The sequence below is a fragment of the Paenibacillus sp. FSL H8-0537 genome (assembly GCF_038051995.1).
In the GTDB taxonomy this organism is placed as follows: Bacteria; Bacillota; Bacilli; order Paenibacillales; family Paenibacillaceae; genus Pristimantibacillus.
This window is the reverse complement of sequence record NZ_CP150290.1, coordinates 15,001-31,627: the sequence shown is the minus strand read 5'-3', so window position 1 is coordinate 31,627 and position 16,627 is coordinate 15,001. Positions and strand designations below refer to the sequence as shown.

Sequence of the window (16,627 nt, the reverse complement as noted above, 5' to 3'; positions counted from 1 at the left end):
GTGTAGTGTGCGGAAAAATCAAACGGGCGCCCCGGAGCTATTGCCCGGCGGCGCCCATCTTTATTTAGCCTCTCCAGCCCACTTCCAAAAATGCGCGGCTGATCTTGGCGAATTCCTCCAGCGACAGTGTTTCACCCCGCCGCGCAGGATCGATCGCAAGCCCCTGCAGGAGCGTTGTCAGCGCCTCCCGCTGTTCTTTGCCCACAAGCGCCGTCAAATTGTTGTAGAGCGTCTTGCGGCGCTGTGCGAAGCTGGCCTGCACAATGCGGAAGAAATGTGCCTCATCGGGCACATCAACAGCCGGCTTGTCCCGCAGCGCAAGCTTAATAACCGCCGAGTCTACGTTCGGCTGAGGTATGAACACCGTATGAGGAACTGTACAGACGAGCTTAGGCTCGCAATAATACTGTACAGCCACGCTCAGGCTGCCATATTCCTTTCCGCCCGGCTTCGCTGCCATCCGCTGTGCGACTTCCTTCTGGATCATGACGACGATATTTTCCAGCGGCAGGCGCTCCTCCAGCAGCTTCATCAGAATCGGTGTCGTCACGTAATAAGGCAGGTTCGCCACGACGCTAACGCCCGTTACGCCGCTGAAACGCTCTTCGAACAGCTGCTTCAGGTCTAGCTTGAGCACATCGCCGTGCACAATGCCCACATTCGCCTCGTTTTCGAAAATATCATGCAAAATCGGAATGAGCCGATTGTCGATTTCAACAGCGGTTACGGTACCCGCAACTGCCGCAAGGCGCTGCGTCAACGCTCCAATACCAGGGCCGATCTCAAGTGCCCCTTTTGTCTCGTCAAGCTCAGCTGCACTGACTATATTGTTTAATATATTTTGGTCAATGAGAAAGTTTTGTCCTAAGCTCTTTTTAAAGGAAAACCCGTACTTTGCTATTATTTCCTTCGTCCGTTTAGGCGTGGCTACCTCTGCGGTCTTAACCGCGCTTTTATTCAACCCTTGTTGCTCCGTCATACGCCCTCATCACCCCTGTTCCTGTTGTTCCATGGCTTGCAGCGCCTTCTCAAACTCCTCGCGCGTAATGCAAAAGCTTGTGCAGCGCTTATAGAACTGCTTCCCGTTAGCGTAGCCGATGCCCAGCAGCTTGCCCATAACCAGCCGCCGCTTCGCCGCTTCCTCATGCACGATTAAGCCAGCCGCCATCAAATCATCCCAAGTAATGGCCCCCACGCTTGCAGCCGTTTCTGTCCGCAGCTCCGAGAGCGCCTGCCTGATTGCATCAGGAGCCGCATTCTCAATGCCGATATCCCCTTTATAGGAGGCCAGCTCCTGCGGTAAAAAAGCATGCTTGCAGCCCGGCACGCGCTGAGCGACGATTTTGCGAATACGCTCTCCTGCATGGTCCGGATCTGTAAATATAATAACGCCACGGCGCTCCTGTGCCAGCGCAATGCGCCGCAGCACATCCTCGCCAATGGCCGATCCATTCGTCTCTATCGTATCGGCTTCAACGGCCCGCTTAATCGCCACCGTATCCTCTTTGCCTTCTACTACAATCATTTCCTTGATCACATCGAACAATCCTTTCGCAAAGGGAAACTTATACATGCATATATTTCAAAAGAATGGGCGATTGCTGCAACAACAACCCGCTCATTCGCGTCTGTTTTATTATACCCCCAATTAGCTATTCAAGCGAATCTTACGCAAACAAAAAGAAGAGGCAAGGCCTCTTCCGTAACCTGTCATATTTAGCTTATGATTGCGATAAACTAGAGCACAATCCATAAAGAACTGATGCTAATTAGCTAAGAGATGGCTTATTAGGACCAATCACATAGACGGTAAAACCTTTTTTCTTCCCGAATTGATTAGCTTGCTTTTCACTGTCAAAATACACATCGATCTTACTGCCCTTGATCGCACTTCCGGTATCTTCAGCGCGGCGGAAACCAATACCTTCGATGTACACCCACCAACCGAGTGGAATGACATCCGGGTCCACGGCAATCGTCCGTCCTTCCGATACTTTAGCACCTGAAGCCGTAATACCGTAATCCGGGTGGCCTTCGCTCTTGCCCGTCGAAGCTAAGCCAGCTGAATAAGCCGTCAAGGTGACGTTGCTAAGCACCTTTTTGGATGTGAGCGTGGTGCCGTCTACCGTTACATTGTTGCTGGTTGTCGCTGTGGACAGCACAGTAACCTTAGGCTCCGGCTTTTTCGTACCGATTGCAACGACCTGATTAACCGCAGCCGATTCGACTACCTTGTCTACCACTTTCTTGGAGACTAGCACGCCATCTTCGAACTGCTTCTCAATTTTGATCGTTACGACGCCTTCTTTGCCCGTCTGCACAACCTTCTCCTTGCCTACTTCCAGGTTCGGATCTTCCTTCTTCACAATGGTGAACGGTGTTGTGCTGGACGACTTGCCAAGCTTCGTATCGACGCGAATGACCGTTACGGTCATATCCGCGCTGACGCCCGAGCCAAGCGAAGGTAATACTTTATCATCATCTTCAACAGGAATATTTAATTTCTTTATCGCTGCCTGCACGGTTTTCTCTGTCGTGTACACCGTTGATGTCTTGCCATCAGCTTTTACAAGTAGCGGTACCGCATGCTTAATTTCAAAGCGGTCCCCTTCCTTTACTGCCGTATTCAGAGGTACAGATACCTCGTCATGCGGGCCAATTGTAATAGCTTGTTCATCCAGTAGGCGTTGCAGGACCCATTGCTTCGTTGAAACAACAGTTTCTTGTCCATTCACTACTACGGATACGCTTTTGTCAGCCGATCCGTACAACAACACCAAAAACATGAAAGTCATAGCGATTGAGATCGTAGTACTCAAAAGAATCAAACGCAAGTTTTCACGCTTCCATCGCAATGCGAAAGACATGCTGGATGATCGTTTCCCATGGGTCTCACTTGCTTGAATAATGCCCACTTCATCGGTCCTCCTTCATAGCCCCGCCGTCGAATTACGCATGATACCATTGACGCGACTATAGTATATTGGCGTGCTTATAGCACGCTCCAGTATATTTCCTCTGCAACCTCCTAGATTTACCCTATGACGACGGTTTACCCAATATTCAAAAATAAAAAGAAAGCCCGTCGACAGAGGATCTGTATCGTGGCTTCCCGGGAACGTCGAATAGACTATTCAGGAATGGTGGATGCACGAGGTTGATCACTCTCTATAAACGCTTACGAGGTTAGCTGTCGGGTTCGGGCAAGAGAGCTGCCCTATCGTCGGAAGAATGCTCATGGCAATCCCCGCCAAATTCACCCCTAGAAGAAATTCAAGTGCGCGTGCAATGTGATCCGCAATTTCCTCACAGCATCGTGCCTGGTTCCCCCGCTCTCCAAAGTTCGAAGATTAAGCGCAAACTGGAAATCCAATACAAAAATTTAAAGCTCTGAAATGAATCATACCTTCATCGGAGCCTAATTGTAAAGATCAGATAAAAACCGATTTAAGCGAAATTTTAGGATATTTACGGAAAAGAGAGTCTATTTCAGCATGAAAAATTAGTTTTATCGCCGGAAAGGTCACTTATTCTCGCTTTTATAGCCGTTTTTACTCAATTCCAAAACATTTTTTACCGTTTTCGGTCGTCAAATTGGCGATTTCGGCCACTGATTTTCCTAATATTTCTGCTGCCGCTTCCGCAACGAGCGACACATAAGACGTCTCATTTCGTTTCCCACGGAATGGATGTGGGGTCAAATATGGAGCATCCGTTTCGATCAAAATTCGGTCACTCGGAACCATCGCAAGCACCTCTTTTGGCACCCTTGCATTTTTGAATGTAAGCGGTCCACCGAACGAAATATAGAAGTTCATATCTAGGCATTTTTGAGCCGTTTCTGGACTCCCGGAAAAACAATGCATAATGCCTCCGACTTCAGATGCATTTTCCTCCTTCAGTAGCTTGACAACATCCTCATGAGCATCGCGATTATGAATAATAATTGGTTTTTTCAGCTTTTTGGCTAATCGAATTTGCTCGCGAAATACACGGTGTTGTACGTCCTTAGGGGACGTATCCCAATGGTAATCCAGTCCGATTTCGCCAATGGCTACCACTTTGGGATTAGAACACAGATCCTCAATCCAATTAAGATCCTCTGGCAGCATATCTATGCTGTCAACGGGATGCCAGCCGACCGCGGCGTATATAAAATCATATTTTTCTGCAAGTGCAAGCGTAGTTGGAATCGTTTCCCTATTAAAACCAATATTGACCATTAAATCCACCCCTGCTGCACGCGCTCTTTCGATAACGGCTTCGCGGTCTTCGTCAAAATGCGGGGAGTCCAAATGCGTGTGTGTGTCGAATAAAGAAATCATAGCTCAGCAAACTCCTTCTATATTATAGTTTAAGGTGAAGCGGTCGAAAGCCGTCCGAGAAATATAGAGAAAGTATGGCAAAATCATATACTTTCCTATATTTTAAATAACTTTCGTACTTTATCGCTTAATTGATCAGCGGAAGCGCGCAGCTTCTCTTCCGGATAATACAAATGGGACTGGCCCTGATGAAGCCCAGTGATGGAACGAATGATGTCGGATTTCGTGGAAATTTCACTGACAGCCTCATACCCGTCCATTAACAAAATCGGTGTCTTTTCCTCTTTTCCGCCTTTTTTCGTATCAGGCTGATACACATCATATGGTTGATCAAATGGAAAATCAATTTCCATATGGTAATCCGGATTCAATCCGATCGCTGCAAATTGTTGTCTTACTTCATTAAAGAGGCTAATATCCGGTTTATCCAGCATAATGTATTTATATAGGCGACGCGTCAGAAAACGATCACATAGCTCTGCGAGCAGCTCATCGCCTTCGTCGCCCCATTCTGTAAAGGCCGTCTGCAAATAGGCCTCATCCAGCTTCAAATATTGTTTAACTGCAATTGTCCCGTCAAGCAGCCGTTTCAGCGGCTCCGGCATCCAGCCAAAAGCATAGCCACCCTCATAAAGCTCCTTCGCTCTACGAAATATTTGTCTAAGGATGATTTCCGAGCTTCTCGTCACCGGATGAAAATAAATTTGCCAATACATTTGATAGCGGGACATCAAATAATGCTCTACGGCGTGCATGCCGCTTTCTTTAACAACGATCTTTCCATCTATAGGACGGAGCACGCGCAAAATCCGCTCCAGGTCAAAGTTGCCGTAATTAACGCCTGTAAAATAGGCATCCCTCAATAAATAGTCCATACGGTCCGCATCAAGCTGGCTGGAAATCAACCCGCTGACAATTGGATTTGGATAAGTCTTATTAATAACAGCAGTTACATGTTCAGGAAAGTCGTCTGCTACATTTCGTAGTACACGATTGACCTCGGTATCCTCGAGCAGAATGCTGCAGGTCCACTGCTCGTGATGGGTATCGAATACTTGCTCCAACGAATGGGAAAATGGCCCGTGACCAACGTCATGCAGCAGAGCAGCGCAAAGCGCCAACAGCCGCTCCTCCTGCGGCCAGCCGGGAAAACCATTGCGCTCGAATTGTGAAATAATTTTTCTAGTGATTTCATACACGCCAAGGGAATGGGAGAATCGGCTGTGTTCAGCGCCATGAAAAGTGAGATAAGAGGTTCCAAGCTGCCGTATACGCCGTAATCTTTGAAACTCCTTCGTGTTGATTAAATCCCATATTGTCTGATCCTGAACATAAATATATTTATGAACGGGGTCCTTAAACACCTTTTCCTCCGATAGCTGTCGGTTCATTCAACAAATCAACTCCTTTTGTTCTCTGGTTCGACATAAAAAAGTAAAAAATATGTCGAAGAATGTCGCAAAACAGTTTCCAAAATGTCGAAGCTGTTGTATTCTATAGTAAGAGTAATATGACCTTACTATATAGTCAAATTCCCTTAGTAGCTGCATTTTTCTTCAATAATTTCAGTTGACTATTATGGGAAACGTTGGTATTATAGTAGACATAAAAAGAGAAACTATGTCGAAAAGTGACGAATACACTTTTTGATGAGAGGGGAAACAAATTATTATGATGAAGTCCACAGGTATTGTCCGTAAGGTTGATGAATTAGGTCGCGTTGTTATTCCTATCGAGCTTCGCCGTACGCTTGGTATCGGAGAGAAAGATGCACTAGAGATTTATGTAGACGGCGAGCGCATTATGTTGAAGAAATACGAGCCAGCTTGTATCTTCTGTGGTAACGCTGAGAACGTATCTTACTTCAAAGGAAAAATTGTTTGTCACATTTGTTTATCAGAAATGCCTTCACCTGTGACAAAATAAAAAAAATAGGTTATAATAACCTTATTCAACTAGTTAATTCTAACCTTTTAATACTCCTTATTGCCTTCCTGCGCTAGAACCCGGCCAGGAAGGTCTTTTTTTCTCTATTTTTTGTTTTTCTAGCGGTTTACTTCATTATAAACATCACGTTTTGATAGACCACGATCTGTAGCCGCCTTTTTAATCGCATCCTTACGTCCAAGCTCTGCTTCATAATGCTGCACATGCTCTTCCATGCTCAGCTCCGCCCACCAAGCGGCAGCAAGTTCCCCCGTATTCTCATCCGAGTTACTTCCTTCTATTATAAGACAGTACTCCCCTAAAGGCGGATTTTCCTCAATCCAAGCGATACATTCCGTTACTGTCCCACGCACCATTTCTTCAAAACGTTTCGTCAGCTCCCGCACCATCGCGATGCGGCGATCTCCCAGATGCTCCAGTATGGCCTCCAGTGTCTTTCGTAAGCGATGCGGCGACTCATACAGCATCAAGGTGCCTTCCTGTGCATGAAGCTGAAGCAGCCACTTCGCAAGCGACCGTTTCTCGCGCGGCGGAAATCCCGCAAACATAAAACGCTCCGTTGGCAAGCCGGATACAATTAAAGCCGACAAGGCCGCATTTGCACCAGGAATCGGAACGACAAAAATACCCTGCTCCACCGCCTCGGCTACTAAATCCGCACCGGGATCGGAGACAGCAGGCAGCCCCGCGTCGCTTACAAGAGCAATGGATTGGCCCTCTTGCAGTAATCTTATAAGCTCAGTGCCACTCGCTTGCTTATTATGTTCATGATAGCTGACAAGGCGTGTCGCAATTTCAAAATGGGAAAGAAGCTTACGTGTCTGTCTCGTATCCTCGGCAGCTATAAGATCAACTTCTTTCAACGTGCGAATCGCGCGAAAGGTCATATCCTCTAAGTTTCCGATTGGTGTTCCGACTAAATATAACGTCCCGGCACCATTTTGCTGTGGCCCGCTAAAGCTTTTTTGTACAAACATTGTTGAGCCCTCCTTCTAGCATTCCACTAGGCTAAGTATCATATACCATAATCGGCGGCAGCAGCCTCAGCTCTGGTCTTCCATCACGCATAGCCTCAATAAGCACCATATTCGCTTCGCCATTTTTATTCGGATGAATGAACTGTACCCGCTTCGGCTCCAGCTTATACTTGCGCATCGTCTCAATAATTTCTACAAAGCGTGATGGGCGGTGAACCATAGCGACCTTTCCAGCTGGACGCACAAGTCTTGAGCATGCTTCAACAATATCCTGCAAGGTGCCATGCACCTCGTGCCTGGCAATCGCATAATGCTCATTTTCATTAGAGTCGCCTGCTTCAGCCGACATATAAGGTGGGTTTACCGTCACCGCATCATAAGTTCCATAAATCGCTTTATTCGCTGCAAAATGTCGCAAATCAGCTTCTACAATATTAATTTGCTGCTCCAGCCCATTCAGGCTAACGCTCCGCCTAGCCATATCTGCAAGTCTAGGCTGAATTTCCACCGCATCAATTTGCGCTTTCGTCCGCCCTGTCAGTAACAATGGAATGACTCCATTCCCTGTACAAAGGTCAATAATCTTTCCTTTCTTCGGAATGCTTGCGAAGTTGGAAAGCAGTACTGCATCAGTTGAAAAGCTGAATACTTCCCTGCTCTGGATAATTCGCAGTCCGGTATCCATCATTAAATCGTCCAATCGTTCATTGGCTTCCAGCTTGATTTGATCTTCCACGACTTTCCCACTGCTCCCTTGACATAAAGATACCGTCCTCTTAGCAAGGACGGCATAGTGTTGACCGATTGCATTATTTATTTAAGAAGGATAAGCAGAAGAGACAATCTCCTTCTGTCCGCAAATGCCCATAATAGACATTGCAGATATGAAAGCCTTCATGGTAAAGTCTGGCCAAATTATCATGCCCTTCTCCTACGGAATATGCAGCTGCATCTTCCGCAGAGGTGAACAGATCGGCTGCTTCTGCCTGCTGCTCTACCTTTGTGCTCGTCCCCATCGTCTTGCCCGCAGCTGATTTTGAAGCTCCTGCTGCCTTGACTGGCAAAGGCTCCTCCACTTGTGGCGGAACAGTTTCCCGTTTCAAAATTTTGCGCAGCTGATGGTTTTCCATGCTTAACCGCTTATTCTCTTCAAGCAGTTCCTTCACTCGCAGCTTCAGATCCCCAACTTGGCGATGAAACTCGCCCATTTGGCTATCAAGCTGATCCATTTGAACAAAAATCTCTTTTTTCTCCAAGTTCCCACCCCAGAGCTTCAAGCATCGTCTTGCACCTTAGCTGTAAGCATTGCGCTTGGTCGTTTGGACATGCTATGAATTGTTCTTAATGCTGTCATTTCAAAATGACATCGTCTAACGGAAGTTCCTTCGGTTTCCCCGAAACTTCAAACAAGTGCACGTACACGGTTTTGGAACCAACATTGATTCCCGTTACCTTGCCTTCACCAAGCGAAGTGATAACGATTTTACCGATGGCTGGAAGCTCTTCTCTCGAGCTTTCATAATTGTCATGCTCGTATTTCAAGCAGCACATCAAGCGGCCGCATAAACCAGAGATCTTTGTCGGATTGAGCGACAAATTCTGATCCTTCGCCATCTTGATTGAGACTGGCTCGAAATCGCCCAGCCATGAGGAGCAGCATAATATCCGCCCACATGGTCCAATGCCGCCAAGCATCTTCGCCTCGTCGCGAACCCCGATTTGCCGCAGCTCGATCCGGGTACGAAATACGCTAGCCAAGTCTTTCACAAGCTCGCGAAAATCCACCCTGCCCTCAGCTGTAAAATAAAAAATGATCTTGTTGCGATCGAACGTAAATTCGACATCAACCAGCTTCATCTTCAGCTGATGGTCTTTTATTTTGTCTGAACAGGTTGAGAATGCAGCTTGAGCAGCAGAACGATTCTCTTCTACCACCTTCGCATCCACGTCGCTGGCGATTCGTATAACGCGCTTTAACGGAAGGACAACATCCGATTCACCGACTTGCTTTTGTCCAACCACTACTTTGCCATACTCGATCCCCCTGGCCGTCTCAACAATGACATGCTGGTCCTTGTCAACGGGATGCAGGGCTGGATCAAAGTAATAAATCTTACCCGCTTTCTTAAAGCGGACACCCACGACATTATACAAGGATTTAGCCCTCCTGTAAGTTTACCATTAATTGCTCTAATGCGAGTTGAGCAGATACATTCGACCGAATACGCTTGCTTGCTTCGAGTGTGTGCTCCATGCAAGTGACCCAGCCTTCAACTGGCCGGCTGAATGCATGCTTGCTTATCCATTCCAACTGATCTATATATACAATATCTTCTTGCCTTCCGGCCTGAAATTTAATCATGTCCTTAAACCATAATACAAACAGAGATAACAGCAGCTGTGGATCTTCACCAATATCCTTCTTAATGAACTGCTGCTGGACGGTAATCATTGCCGCGGTGAATCGGGTCAGACTGTCCTTCCCTAATTGTATCACTACGTTTCGGATTTCTGCAAACTGATTCTGCTGGATGATTTCCCTAGCACCGTCCAATCCTGAGCTCAGCTGTACAGCTGCGCGGGCAAGAATGGAGGGCAGTCCTTCATTTGTTAACGTTTGAAGCATCTCGGCGGAAGACATTGGGAGGAACGGCACCCACTGTGTGCGCGAACGAATGGTCGGCAGAACAGCTTGTCCATTATCGGTTATTAATATCGCTACAACAGGGGATAGCGGCTCCTCCAAAAATTTCAGTAGGCTGTTTGCCGCTTGAAGCGTCATCGTCTCTACTCGCTCAATCATGTATACTTTTCGTTTCGCCCCGCTGCCCCGCAGTCCAAGCTCCCGCTGCAGCTCACGAATTTGATCAATCTTAATCGACTGACCTTCCGGAGCGATCCGAATCATATCCTGCTGATTGTTATTATCGAACTTGCGGCATTCCAAGCAGTGGCCACAGGCATCATCTCCACCGCTTGTACAGAATAATGCTTTAGCGAAAGCTTCCACCATCGCCAGTCTGCCACTGCCCTTCGGTCCATAAAATAAATAAGCATGCGATACTTTACCGCTTTGCAGCGCATGCTGTAAAATACGCTTCGCTTTCCATTGACCGGTTAGCTGCTCCATGCTCATAAGCTCAAATATTCCTTCCTCGATCGTAGCCTTCCCGACCTAAAACAATAAATTAATCAGCATGCCACGCACTTCACCAATTCGGGCTAGCAATTCAATACGCCCTTCTTCGGTCTCCAGCAGCTCCTCAGCCATGTTAACGAGCTCTGCATCAATCTCGTCAAGCAGCTTATAGCGCTTCGTGCGGCCTCGGCGGTCAAAGCCTCTCAGCTCTTTAAGCCCGATACCGCGCCTAACGGTGTCCTCCAGAAATTTCTTTACCATCTGGCGGTACAGCTTTAATTCGCGCACCGTCATCACTCTGGATAAATGATCGCCCTGCCTATGAATGTCCTGCAGCTTCTGCTGCAACTGCTCTTGTGTCCGCTGTGCTTCCTGCTGAACCATAACATCGCCGAAGCTCTTCATCTGCGGCTGCTTGGAAGCTAGGTCGTTATTCGCGCGATTTGCCCCAAGCGGACGAAAGCCTTGATCAATTTTCATCCGTTATCACGTCCAATCAGAAATGTTCAAAGCGTTCAACCGGAACGACGAATACAGCAGCACCACCAACTTGTACTTCTACCGGGAAAGGAATATAAGAATCCGTTGAGCCGCCGATTGGCGATACAGGCGTAACTAGTTGATCGCGCACTTTGCAGTTGGTTTTAATCACTTGAAACACTTCATGTACGCGCTCGTCTTCAATACCAATCATAAATGTTGTATTGCCAGCGCGCAGGAAACCGCCAGTACTTGCCAGCTTCGTTGCCCGAAATCCTTCTGTCACAAGCGCATTCGACAAGCGGTTGCTATCCTTATCCTGAATAATCGCAATGACTAATTTCATCCTGATTCCTCCCATTATTTGTTGTCGTTTAAACGTAAACTGTTAACTCTGCTTTATCCAAAAAATGCTAGATCCGGCTCTCTATTGCGGTCAAAACATCGTTGAGCACAATATCCGGCTCCTGATTCGCATCGACTCGGACTATTCGTTCAGGAAACTTCTTCAGCAATATAAAATAACCTTCCCTTACTCGCTCATGAAAAGCGATTTCCTCCAAATCAAGCCGATTAATCTCACGCTCATCCGATTGTCCAATACGGGCAAGACCTACATCTGGCGTCACATCCATGTAAATCGTGAGCTGCGGCATCGCACCTTCAATTGCAAACTGGTTAATCGACCATACCTCTTCCATGCCAAGTCCGCGCGCATGTCCCTGATAGGCTAGGCTGCTGTCCACGAAACGGTCGCAAATAACAAGCTTGCCTGCTGTAAGTGCTGGCATGACCTTCTCTACAAGATGCTGTCGCCTTGAAGCCGCATACAAGAGTGCTTCTGTCCTAGCATCCATTGCGGTATGATTCCGATCCAGTATGACCGATCGGATCTTCTCCGCAATAGGAATGCCTCCCGGCTCACGAGTGGTCAACACTGCTATGCCCTGCTGCTGCATCTTATGCGCAAGCTGTTCAATCAGTGTCGTTTTCCCCGCTCCTTCGCCGCCTTCTATTGTAATGAAAATACCCTTATTCAACGGTTCGTAACTCCTAATCTATGAAACTGAATTTTTCAGCGAAATGCTTACTTCCATTTTAACAAAGCGACTTTCCCTTGTATACGAGCTTTTGCCGCTTAATCATATTTATTCCACGATTGCAATGGATTGCATGGCTGGATCTACCGCTCCTTGGAACTTCGCTCCACTGCTTGCAAGCTCCTTTATATAGCCCAGTATTTCCACAGTCAGCCGTTCTCCGGGATATACAATTGGTATGCCTGGCGGATAAGGAACGACCATCTCTGCCGCCTTACAATTTACCGCATCTTCCAGCTTTACTCTTACCACGAACCCAATACTTGCTCTCGAGAAGGTAATAGGCTCTACCGATTTTGGTAAAAACAGAGGGCTCCCAGCTCTTGCAGGCGGTTGTTCAGCTATTACCCGTCCTTTAGAAGCGATAATCATCTCTATCGCCTGACAGGCATGAATAAGACGATCCACGTCCACGAACTGAATGGCTATCCCCAGCAAAAGAACGACATGGCGCGTATCCGCCATTTCTGCCCAGCACGCCTGCTGTTCCAGCAGCTTCAATATTTCAAAACCACTTAACGTACCCGTTCGATCCCATACTATAATTCGCAATGGATCTAATTGATTGTAAGCAGGCGATACTGCTAACCTATCCGCATTCGGTGTTAATATCTCAATTGCCGCACAGCTCTTTTCTATTCCCATACGCAAATATGCCGCAGCAGCTAGAGCATCTTCAAACCATTCAGCTCCTGCTGCCTCTATCATTGCACGGGAAATATCGAGCGAGGCCATTATTGGAAAAGAAGGGCTTGAGCTTTGGATCGTAGCTAAAGCTTCCCGTACTGCAAATCGGTTAATAAGCTCCCCCTGCACATGTAGCATCGCTCCCATTGTAAGTGCAGTGAGCGTTTTATGAGTGGACTGCACGACGGCATCAGCACCGGCCGCAATCGCTGAGCCTGGCAGCTCAGGATGCAGGCCGTAATGGGCACCATGTGCTTCATCGACAAGCAGCAGCATGCCGCCCTGATGAATCGCTTCAGCATAAGGCTGGAGGTTCACGCTCATCCCATAGTAATTCGGATTATTGAGAAATACAGCTTTCGCCTGCGGGTATAAGTCCATCGTTATCTTTACCTGTGCTAGGGAAGGCTGCGTCGCAATTCCTGTTGATTCATCGATTTGCGGCATTATAAATACCGCCCTGGCACCCGCCAGCTTCAAGCCGTTAATGACTGACTTATGCACGTTGCGCTGTACAAGAATATAATCCCCAGGCTCACATACAGCCAGCAGCATAGCTAGATTTCCAGAGGTGCTCCCTCCCACGAGAAAAAAGCTTTCCTCCGCGCCAAAGCAGCGTGCTGCCAAGCTTTGCGCTTCGGCAATGGCTCCCTCTGGATGATGCAAATCATCCGTAGCGGACAGTTCTGTCACATCCAGCTTCATAATCGCTGCAAAAGTCTCTTTCATTTCTTTTATAAAAACGGGCTCCAGCCCTTCGCCTTCCAACTCTGGCTTATCCACTCTAAATGCCTGGCCGTAGCGATGCCCAGGTACGTGGAAACTAACCGGCTGCGAATCTGTATGTTTAAGCAGCATTTCATATAATGGAGCATGTACATGTTGCATCAAAGATAGCCGTTCCTTTCACTATAAACTTAAATCTATTTTAAAGGATTTGAACATGCTTATATTTCAAGAAAAAAAGAGCGAATTCTCTAGTTAGAGTTCGCTCAAGCGTTTTTTTCAATGAAGATTTGCTTCATCTGATGGATAAAGAACGGATATTTAGCATCTTTAACATCGGTTTGCACCATTTCAATTTCGCATGATTGGCATATAAATTCAGTAACGATGCGAATTCCTTCACCTTCGGCTTTATGCTCACCGCATATAATACAATGAAGCTGATGATTTTCAAGCATTTGAATCCCGCCTTTCATCCCAACTCTATAGCTACTATTATGGCATATATTCTAGCTTTTTAAACTTGTTTCATAGCCCATTTCAAATATTTATATATCGTATGCCGCGAGAGCCCAGATGGTGAATACAAAATTACCCGTATGCTATCGCGGGAAGACTCTAATTAACCGATATATATAGGACAGGCTTGAACGTTATGGAGGGATGTTAGAAAGATGCGTCAATCATTATCTGAGCAGCAAGCTGCAACGATTTATCAATACCAGCTCGTTAAACGCAAAATCGTTAGGCCAGAGCTTGTCCAAAGCCATATCCTTATTGCGGTTATATTCGTGGCTTTTCAGCTTATTATGTATGGAAGAGATGGACTTTTCAGCTGGTTGTTCGGCTTTGCAGTCATTCAGGTCATTCATCTCATTATCTTGCTGCTAACCTTTATTCGAGTGGATGAGGCAGCTGATCGCCGCTGGGTCTGGGGTATCACGCCACCTTGGTTCGGCTTTAAGCCTGCCAACGATATTAAGCTTCAGCTTTTTCGCCGCGTACATCGCCAGTTGTTCTGGATAGGACTTTGCGGGACAGGCATCTTATATCCATGGATTTCGGAATCGCTCATGATCAGCATCATCTGTTGGCATCTGTGGCTCATCGTTCCACGCCTCCTATTATCCGTTACCTTCCGCAAGCAAAAAAAAGAAGGCATTCTCCGTCTAGGAAAATACGAAGCCTCGTACTACCACCGTTAACTTGCTACTTCATAGCTGCATTATATTTATTATCATTAAAAAGAAGCTGTTCCTCAGCCAGAAATGGAGGATCAGCTTCTTTTTATGTATATTAAACCTCAAATTCATAAGGTTTTGTTAAAAAACGAAACAAAAAGCCTGCCGCAAACTGCGACAGGCTTCTCGTGCTTGGCGACGTCCTACTCTCCCAGGACCCTGCGGTCCAAGTACCATCGGCGCTGGAGGGCTTAACGGTCGTGTTCGGGATGGGAACGCGTGGTTCCCCTCCGCCATCGCCACCAAACGGATTGCGTACGGGTATTGCTACCCTCAAAACTGGATGCGAAAGACAAAGTTTAAAACATTTAGCGTGTTGTTTAGGATAAGCCCTCGACCGATTAGTATTCGTCAGCTGCACGCATTGCTGCGCTTCCACCCCGAACCTATCAACCTCGTCGTCTTCAAGGGGTCTTACTAAATTGGGAAATCTCATCTTGAGGGGGGCTTCGCGCTTAGATGCTTTCAGCGCTTATCCCGTCCGTACTTGGCTACCCAGCGGTGCTCCTGGCGGAACAACTGGTACACCAGCGGTACGTCCATCCCGGTCCTCTCGTACTAAGGACAGCTCCTCTCAAATTTCCTGCGCCCGCGACAGATAGGGACCGAACTGTCTCACGACGTTCTGAACCCAGCTCGCGTACCGCTTTAATGGGCGAACAGCCCAACCCTTGGGACCTACTTCAGCCCCAGGATGCGATGAGCCGACATCGAGGTGCCAAACCTCCCCGTCGATGTGGACTCTTGGGGGAGATAAGCCTGTTATCCCCAGGGTAGCTTTTATCCGTTGAGCGATGGCCCTTCCATTCGGTACCACCGGATCACTAAGCCCGACTTTCGTCCCTGCTCGACTTGTAGGTCTCGCAGTCAAGCTCCCTTATGCCTTTGCACTCTCCGAATGATTTCCAACCATTCTGAGGGAACCTTTGGGCGCCTCCGTTACATTTTAGGAGGCGACCGCCCCAGTCAAACTGTCCACCTGACACGGTCCCCGAACCAGTTTCATGGTCCTAGGTTAGAACTCCGATACGATCAGGGTGGTATCCCAACGTCGCCTTCACACAAGCTGGCGCTCATGCTTCAATGGCTCCCACCTATCCTGTACAGATCGTACCAAAGTTCAATATCAAGTTACAGTAAAGCTCCATGGGGTCTTTCCGTCTTGTCGCGGGTAACCTGCATCTTCACAGGTATTAAAATTTCACCGGATCTCTCGTTGAGACAGCGCCCAAGTCGTTACGCCATTCGTGCGGGTCAGAATTTACCTGACAAGGAATTTCGCTACCTTAGGACCGTTATAGTTACGGCCGCCGTTTACTGGGGCTTCGGTTCACAGCTTCGGATTGCTCCTAACCGCTCCCCTTAACCTTCCAGCACCGGGCAGGCGTCAGCCCGTATACTTCGCCTTACGGCTTCGCACAGACCTGTGTTTTTGCTAAACAGTCGCTTGGGCCTTTTCACTGCGACCCCCTCGGGCTATTCACCCTACCGAGGTACCCCTTCTCCCGAAGTTACGGGGTCATTTTGCCGAGTTCCTTAACGAGAGTTCTTCCGCGCGCCTTAGCATGCTCTGCTCGCCTACCTGTGTCGGTTTGCGGTACGGGCACCTTCACCTGGCTAGAGACTTTTCTCGGCAGCCGGAGTGCATGACCTTCGCTACTATAATTTTCGCTCCCCATCACAGCCCAGCCTTCACGATGAGCGGATTTGCCTACTCATCAGCCTCACTGCTTGGACGGACTATTCCATCAGTCCGCGTCACTGCCCTTCTGCGTCATCCCATTGCTCATAACGGTTTACGGTGGTACAGGAATTTGAACCTGTTGTCCTTCCACTACGCCTTTCGGCCTCGCGTTAGGTCCCGACTTACCCTGAGTGGACGAGCCTTCCTCAGGAACCCTTAGGCTTTCGGCGGACAAGATTCTCACTTGTCTTTTCGTTACTCATACCGGCATTCTCACTTGAATACAGTCCAGCACTCCTTACGGTATACCTTCAACCTATA

The 16,627-nt window shown here is 47.7% G+C and carries 17 protein-coding genes, 2 rRNA genes and 1 riboswitch (1 of these 20 cut by a window edge); of the genes, 2 read left to right on the top strand and 17 right to left on the bottom strand.

Going from position 1 to position 16,627, the window contains the following annotated elements; genetic code table 11:
* Window positions 1-64 precede the first annotated feature (64 nt).
* From rsmA to MHB80_RS00135, 5 genes are all read right to left on the bottom strand, one after another.
* Window positions 65-979, bottom strand: a complete 915-nt coding sequence (rsmA, locus tag MHB80_RS00155; RefSeq protein WP_341280305.1) for a 16S rRNA (adenine(1518)-N(6)/adenine(1519)-N(6))-dimethyltransferase RsmA — start codon at window positions 977-979, stop codon at window positions 65-67.
* Between the two features lie 9 nt (window positions 980-988).
* On the bottom strand, window positions 989-1,537 hold the full coding sequence (rnmV, locus tag MHB80_RS00150; protein WP_341280304.1) for a ribonuclease M5: 549 nt from the start codon (window positions 1,535-1,537) through the stop codon (window positions 989-991).
* Between the two features lie 232 nt (window positions 1,538-1,769).
* Window positions 1,770-2,915, bottom strand: coding sequence for a ubiquitin-like domain-containing protein (locus tag MHB80_RS00145; protein ID WP_341280303.1), 1,146 nt, complete (start codon window positions 2,913-2,915; stop codon window positions 1,770-1,772).
* Window positions 2,916-3,159: 244 nt separating this feature from the next.
* Window positions 3,160-3,367, bottom strand: a riboswitch (cyclic di-AMP (ydaO/yuaA leader).
* A gap of 184 nt (window positions 3,368-3,551) precedes the next feature.
* Complete coding sequence (locus tag MHB80_RS00140) at window positions 3,552-4,325, bottom strand: TatD family hydrolase (protein ID WP_341280302.1); 774 nt, start codon at window positions 4,323-4,325, stop codon at window positions 3,552-3,554.
* Between the two features lie 95 nt (window positions 4,326-4,420).
* Window positions 4,421-5,716: an HD domain-containing protein gene (locus tag MHB80_RS00135; protein WP_341280301.1), complete on the bottom strand. Its 1,296-nt coding sequence runs from the start codon at window positions 5,714-5,716 to the stop codon at window positions 4,421-4,423.
* Window positions 5,717-5,996: 280 nt separating this feature from the next.
* Here MHB80_RS00135 and MHB80_RS00130 point away from each other — a divergent pair, with 280 nt between their 5' ends.
* Entirely contained in the window at window positions 5,997-6,251 is a 255-nt protein-coding gene (locus MHB80_RS00130) for an AbrB/MazE/SpoVT family DNA-binding domain-containing protein (RefSeq protein WP_012772023.1), read from the top strand.
* Window positions 6,252-6,370: 119 nt separating this feature from the next.
* Here MHB80_RS00130 and rsmI read toward each other — a convergent pair whose 3' ends face one another.
* From rsmI to MHB80_RS00080, 10 genes are all read right to left on the bottom strand, one after another.
* Window positions 6,371-7,249 (bottom strand): 16S rRNA (cytidine(1402)-2'-O)-methyltransferase, encoded by an 879-nt coding sequence (gene rsmI / locus MHB80_RS00125; protein ID WP_341280300.1) that lies wholly within the window; start codon window positions 7,247-7,249, stop codon window positions 6,371-6,373.
* A 31-nt stretch (window positions 7,250-7,280) separates the two neighbouring features.
* Window positions 7,281-7,937 carry a tRNA1(Val) (adenine(37)-N6)-methyltransferase gene (locus tag MHB80_RS00120; RefSeq protein WP_341282810.1) on the bottom strand — a complete coding sequence of 219 codons (657 nt, stop codon included), beginning with the start codon at window positions 7,935-7,937 and terminating at the stop codon, window positions 7,281-7,283.
* A 121-nt stretch (window positions 7,938-8,058) separates the two neighbouring features.
* Window positions 8,059-8,505, bottom strand: coding sequence for a DNA replication initiation control protein YabA (locus MHB80_RS00115; RefSeq protein WP_341280299.1), 447 nt, complete (start codon window positions 8,503-8,505; stop codon window positions 8,059-8,061).
* Between the two features lie 94 nt (window positions 8,506-8,599).
* A complete protein-coding gene (locus tag MHB80_RS00110) occupies window positions 8,600-9,403 on the bottom strand; it encodes a stage 0 sporulation family protein (protein ID WP_046234497.1) in 804 nt (267 codons plus the stop codon).
* A gap of 4 nt (window positions 9,404-9,407) precedes the next feature.
* On the bottom strand, window positions 9,408-10,385 hold the full coding sequence (holB, locus tag MHB80_RS00105; protein WP_341280298.1) for a DNA polymerase III subunit delta': 978 nt from the start codon (window positions 10,383-10,385) through the stop codon (window positions 9,408-9,410).
* A 39-nt stretch (window positions 10,386-10,424) separates the two neighbouring features.
* Window positions 10,425-10,868: a YaaR family protein gene (locus MHB80_RS00100; RefSeq protein ID WP_341280297.1), complete on the bottom strand. Its 444-nt coding sequence runs from the start codon at window positions 10,866-10,868 to the stop codon at window positions 10,425-10,427.
* A 16-nt stretch (window positions 10,869-10,884) separates the two neighbouring features.
* Window positions 10,885-11,214, bottom strand: coding sequence for a cyclic-di-AMP receptor (locus MHB80_RS00095; protein ID WP_099517854.1), 330 nt, complete (start codon window positions 11,212-11,214; stop codon window positions 10,885-10,887).
* 67 nt (window positions 11,215-11,281) lie between these two features.
* Window positions 11,282-11,908, bottom strand: coding sequence for a dTMP kinase (gene tmk, locus MHB80_RS00090; RefSeq protein WP_341280296.1), 627 nt, complete (start codon window positions 11,906-11,908; stop codon window positions 11,282-11,284).
* 108 nt (window positions 11,909-12,016) lie between these two features.
* Window positions 12,017-13,543 (bottom strand): aminotransferase class I/II-fold pyridoxal phosphate-dependent enzyme, encoded by a 1,527-nt coding sequence (locus tag MHB80_RS00085; protein ID WP_341282809.1) that lies wholly within the window; start codon window positions 13,541-13,543, stop codon window positions 12,017-12,019.
* A 104-nt stretch (window positions 13,544-13,647) separates the two neighbouring features.
* A complete protein-coding gene (locus MHB80_RS00080; RefSeq protein WP_081418785.1) occupies window positions 13,648-13,839 on the bottom strand; it encodes a sigma factor G inhibitor Gin in 192 nt (63 codons plus the stop codon).
* Between the two features lie 216 nt (window positions 13,840-14,055).
* Here MHB80_RS00080 and MHB80_RS00075 point away from each other — a divergent pair, with 216 nt between their 5' ends.
* Window positions 14,056-14,586, top strand: coding sequence for a transposase (locus tag MHB80_RS00075; RefSeq protein WP_341280295.1), 531 nt, complete (start codon window positions 14,056-14,058; stop codon window positions 14,584-14,586).
* 166 nt (window positions 14,587-14,752) lie between these two features.
* Here MHB80_RS00075 and rrf read toward each other — a convergent pair.
* Together rrf and MHB80_RS00065 are read right to left on the bottom strand one after the other, a co-directional pair.
* Window positions 14,753-14,869 (bottom strand): 5S ribosomal RNA (rrf, locus tag MHB80_RS00070).
* A 74-nt stretch (window positions 14,870-14,943) separates the two neighbouring features.
* Window positions 14,944-16,627, bottom strand: a 23S ribosomal RNA gene (locus MHB80_RS00065) (it continues 1,251 nt past the right edge of the window).

Excerpts from the sequence above, each read along its gene's own strand:
- rsmA (WP_341280305.1), bottom strand. The coding sequence starts at position 979 with ATGACGGAGCAACAAGGGTTGAATAAAAGCGCGGTTAAGACCGCAGAG.
- MHB80_RS00140 (WP_341280302.1), bottom strand. The coding sequence starts at position 4,325 with ATGATTTCTTTATTCGACACACACACGCATTTGGACTCCCCGCATTTT.
- MHB80_RS00135 (WP_341280301.1), bottom strand. The coding sequence starts at position 5,716 with ATGAACCGACAGCTATCGGAGGAAAAGGTGTTTAAGGACCCCGTTCAT.
- MHB80_RS00130 (WP_012772023.1), top strand. The coding sequence starts at position 5,997 with ATGATGAAGTCCACAGGTATTGTCCGTAAGGTTGATGAATTAGGTCGC.
- rsmI (WP_341280300.1), bottom strand. The coding sequence starts at position 7,249 with ATGTTTGTACAAAAAAGCTTTAGCGGGCCACAGCAAAATGGTGCCGGG.
- MHB80_RS00120 (WP_341282810.1), bottom strand. The coding sequence starts at position 7,937 with ATGATGGATACCGGACTGCGAATTATCCAGAGCAGGGAAGTATTCAGC.
- holB (WP_341280298.1), bottom strand. The coding sequence starts at position 10,385 with ATGAGCATGGAGCAGCTAACCGGTCAATGGAAAGCGAAGCGTATTTTA.
- MHB80_RS00100 (WP_341280297.1), bottom strand. The coding sequence starts at position 10,868 with ATGAAAATTGATCAAGGCTTTCGTCCGCTTGGGGCAAATCGCGCGAAT.
- MHB80_RS00095 (WP_099517854.1), bottom strand. The coding sequence starts at position 11,214 with ATGAAATTAGTCATTGCGATTATTCAGGATAAGGATAGCAACCGCTTG.
- MHB80_RS00085 (WP_341282809.1), bottom strand. The coding sequence starts at position 13,543 with ATGCAACATGTACATGCTCCATTATATGAAATGCTGCTTAAACATACA.
- MHB80_RS00080 (WP_081418785.1), bottom strand. The coding sequence starts at position 13,839 with ATGCTTGAAAATCATCAGCTTCATTGTATTATATGCGGTGAGCATAAA.
- MHB80_RS00075 (WP_341280295.1), top strand. The coding sequence starts at position 14,056 with ATGCGTCAATCATTATCTGAGCAGCAAGCTGCAACGATTTATCAATAC.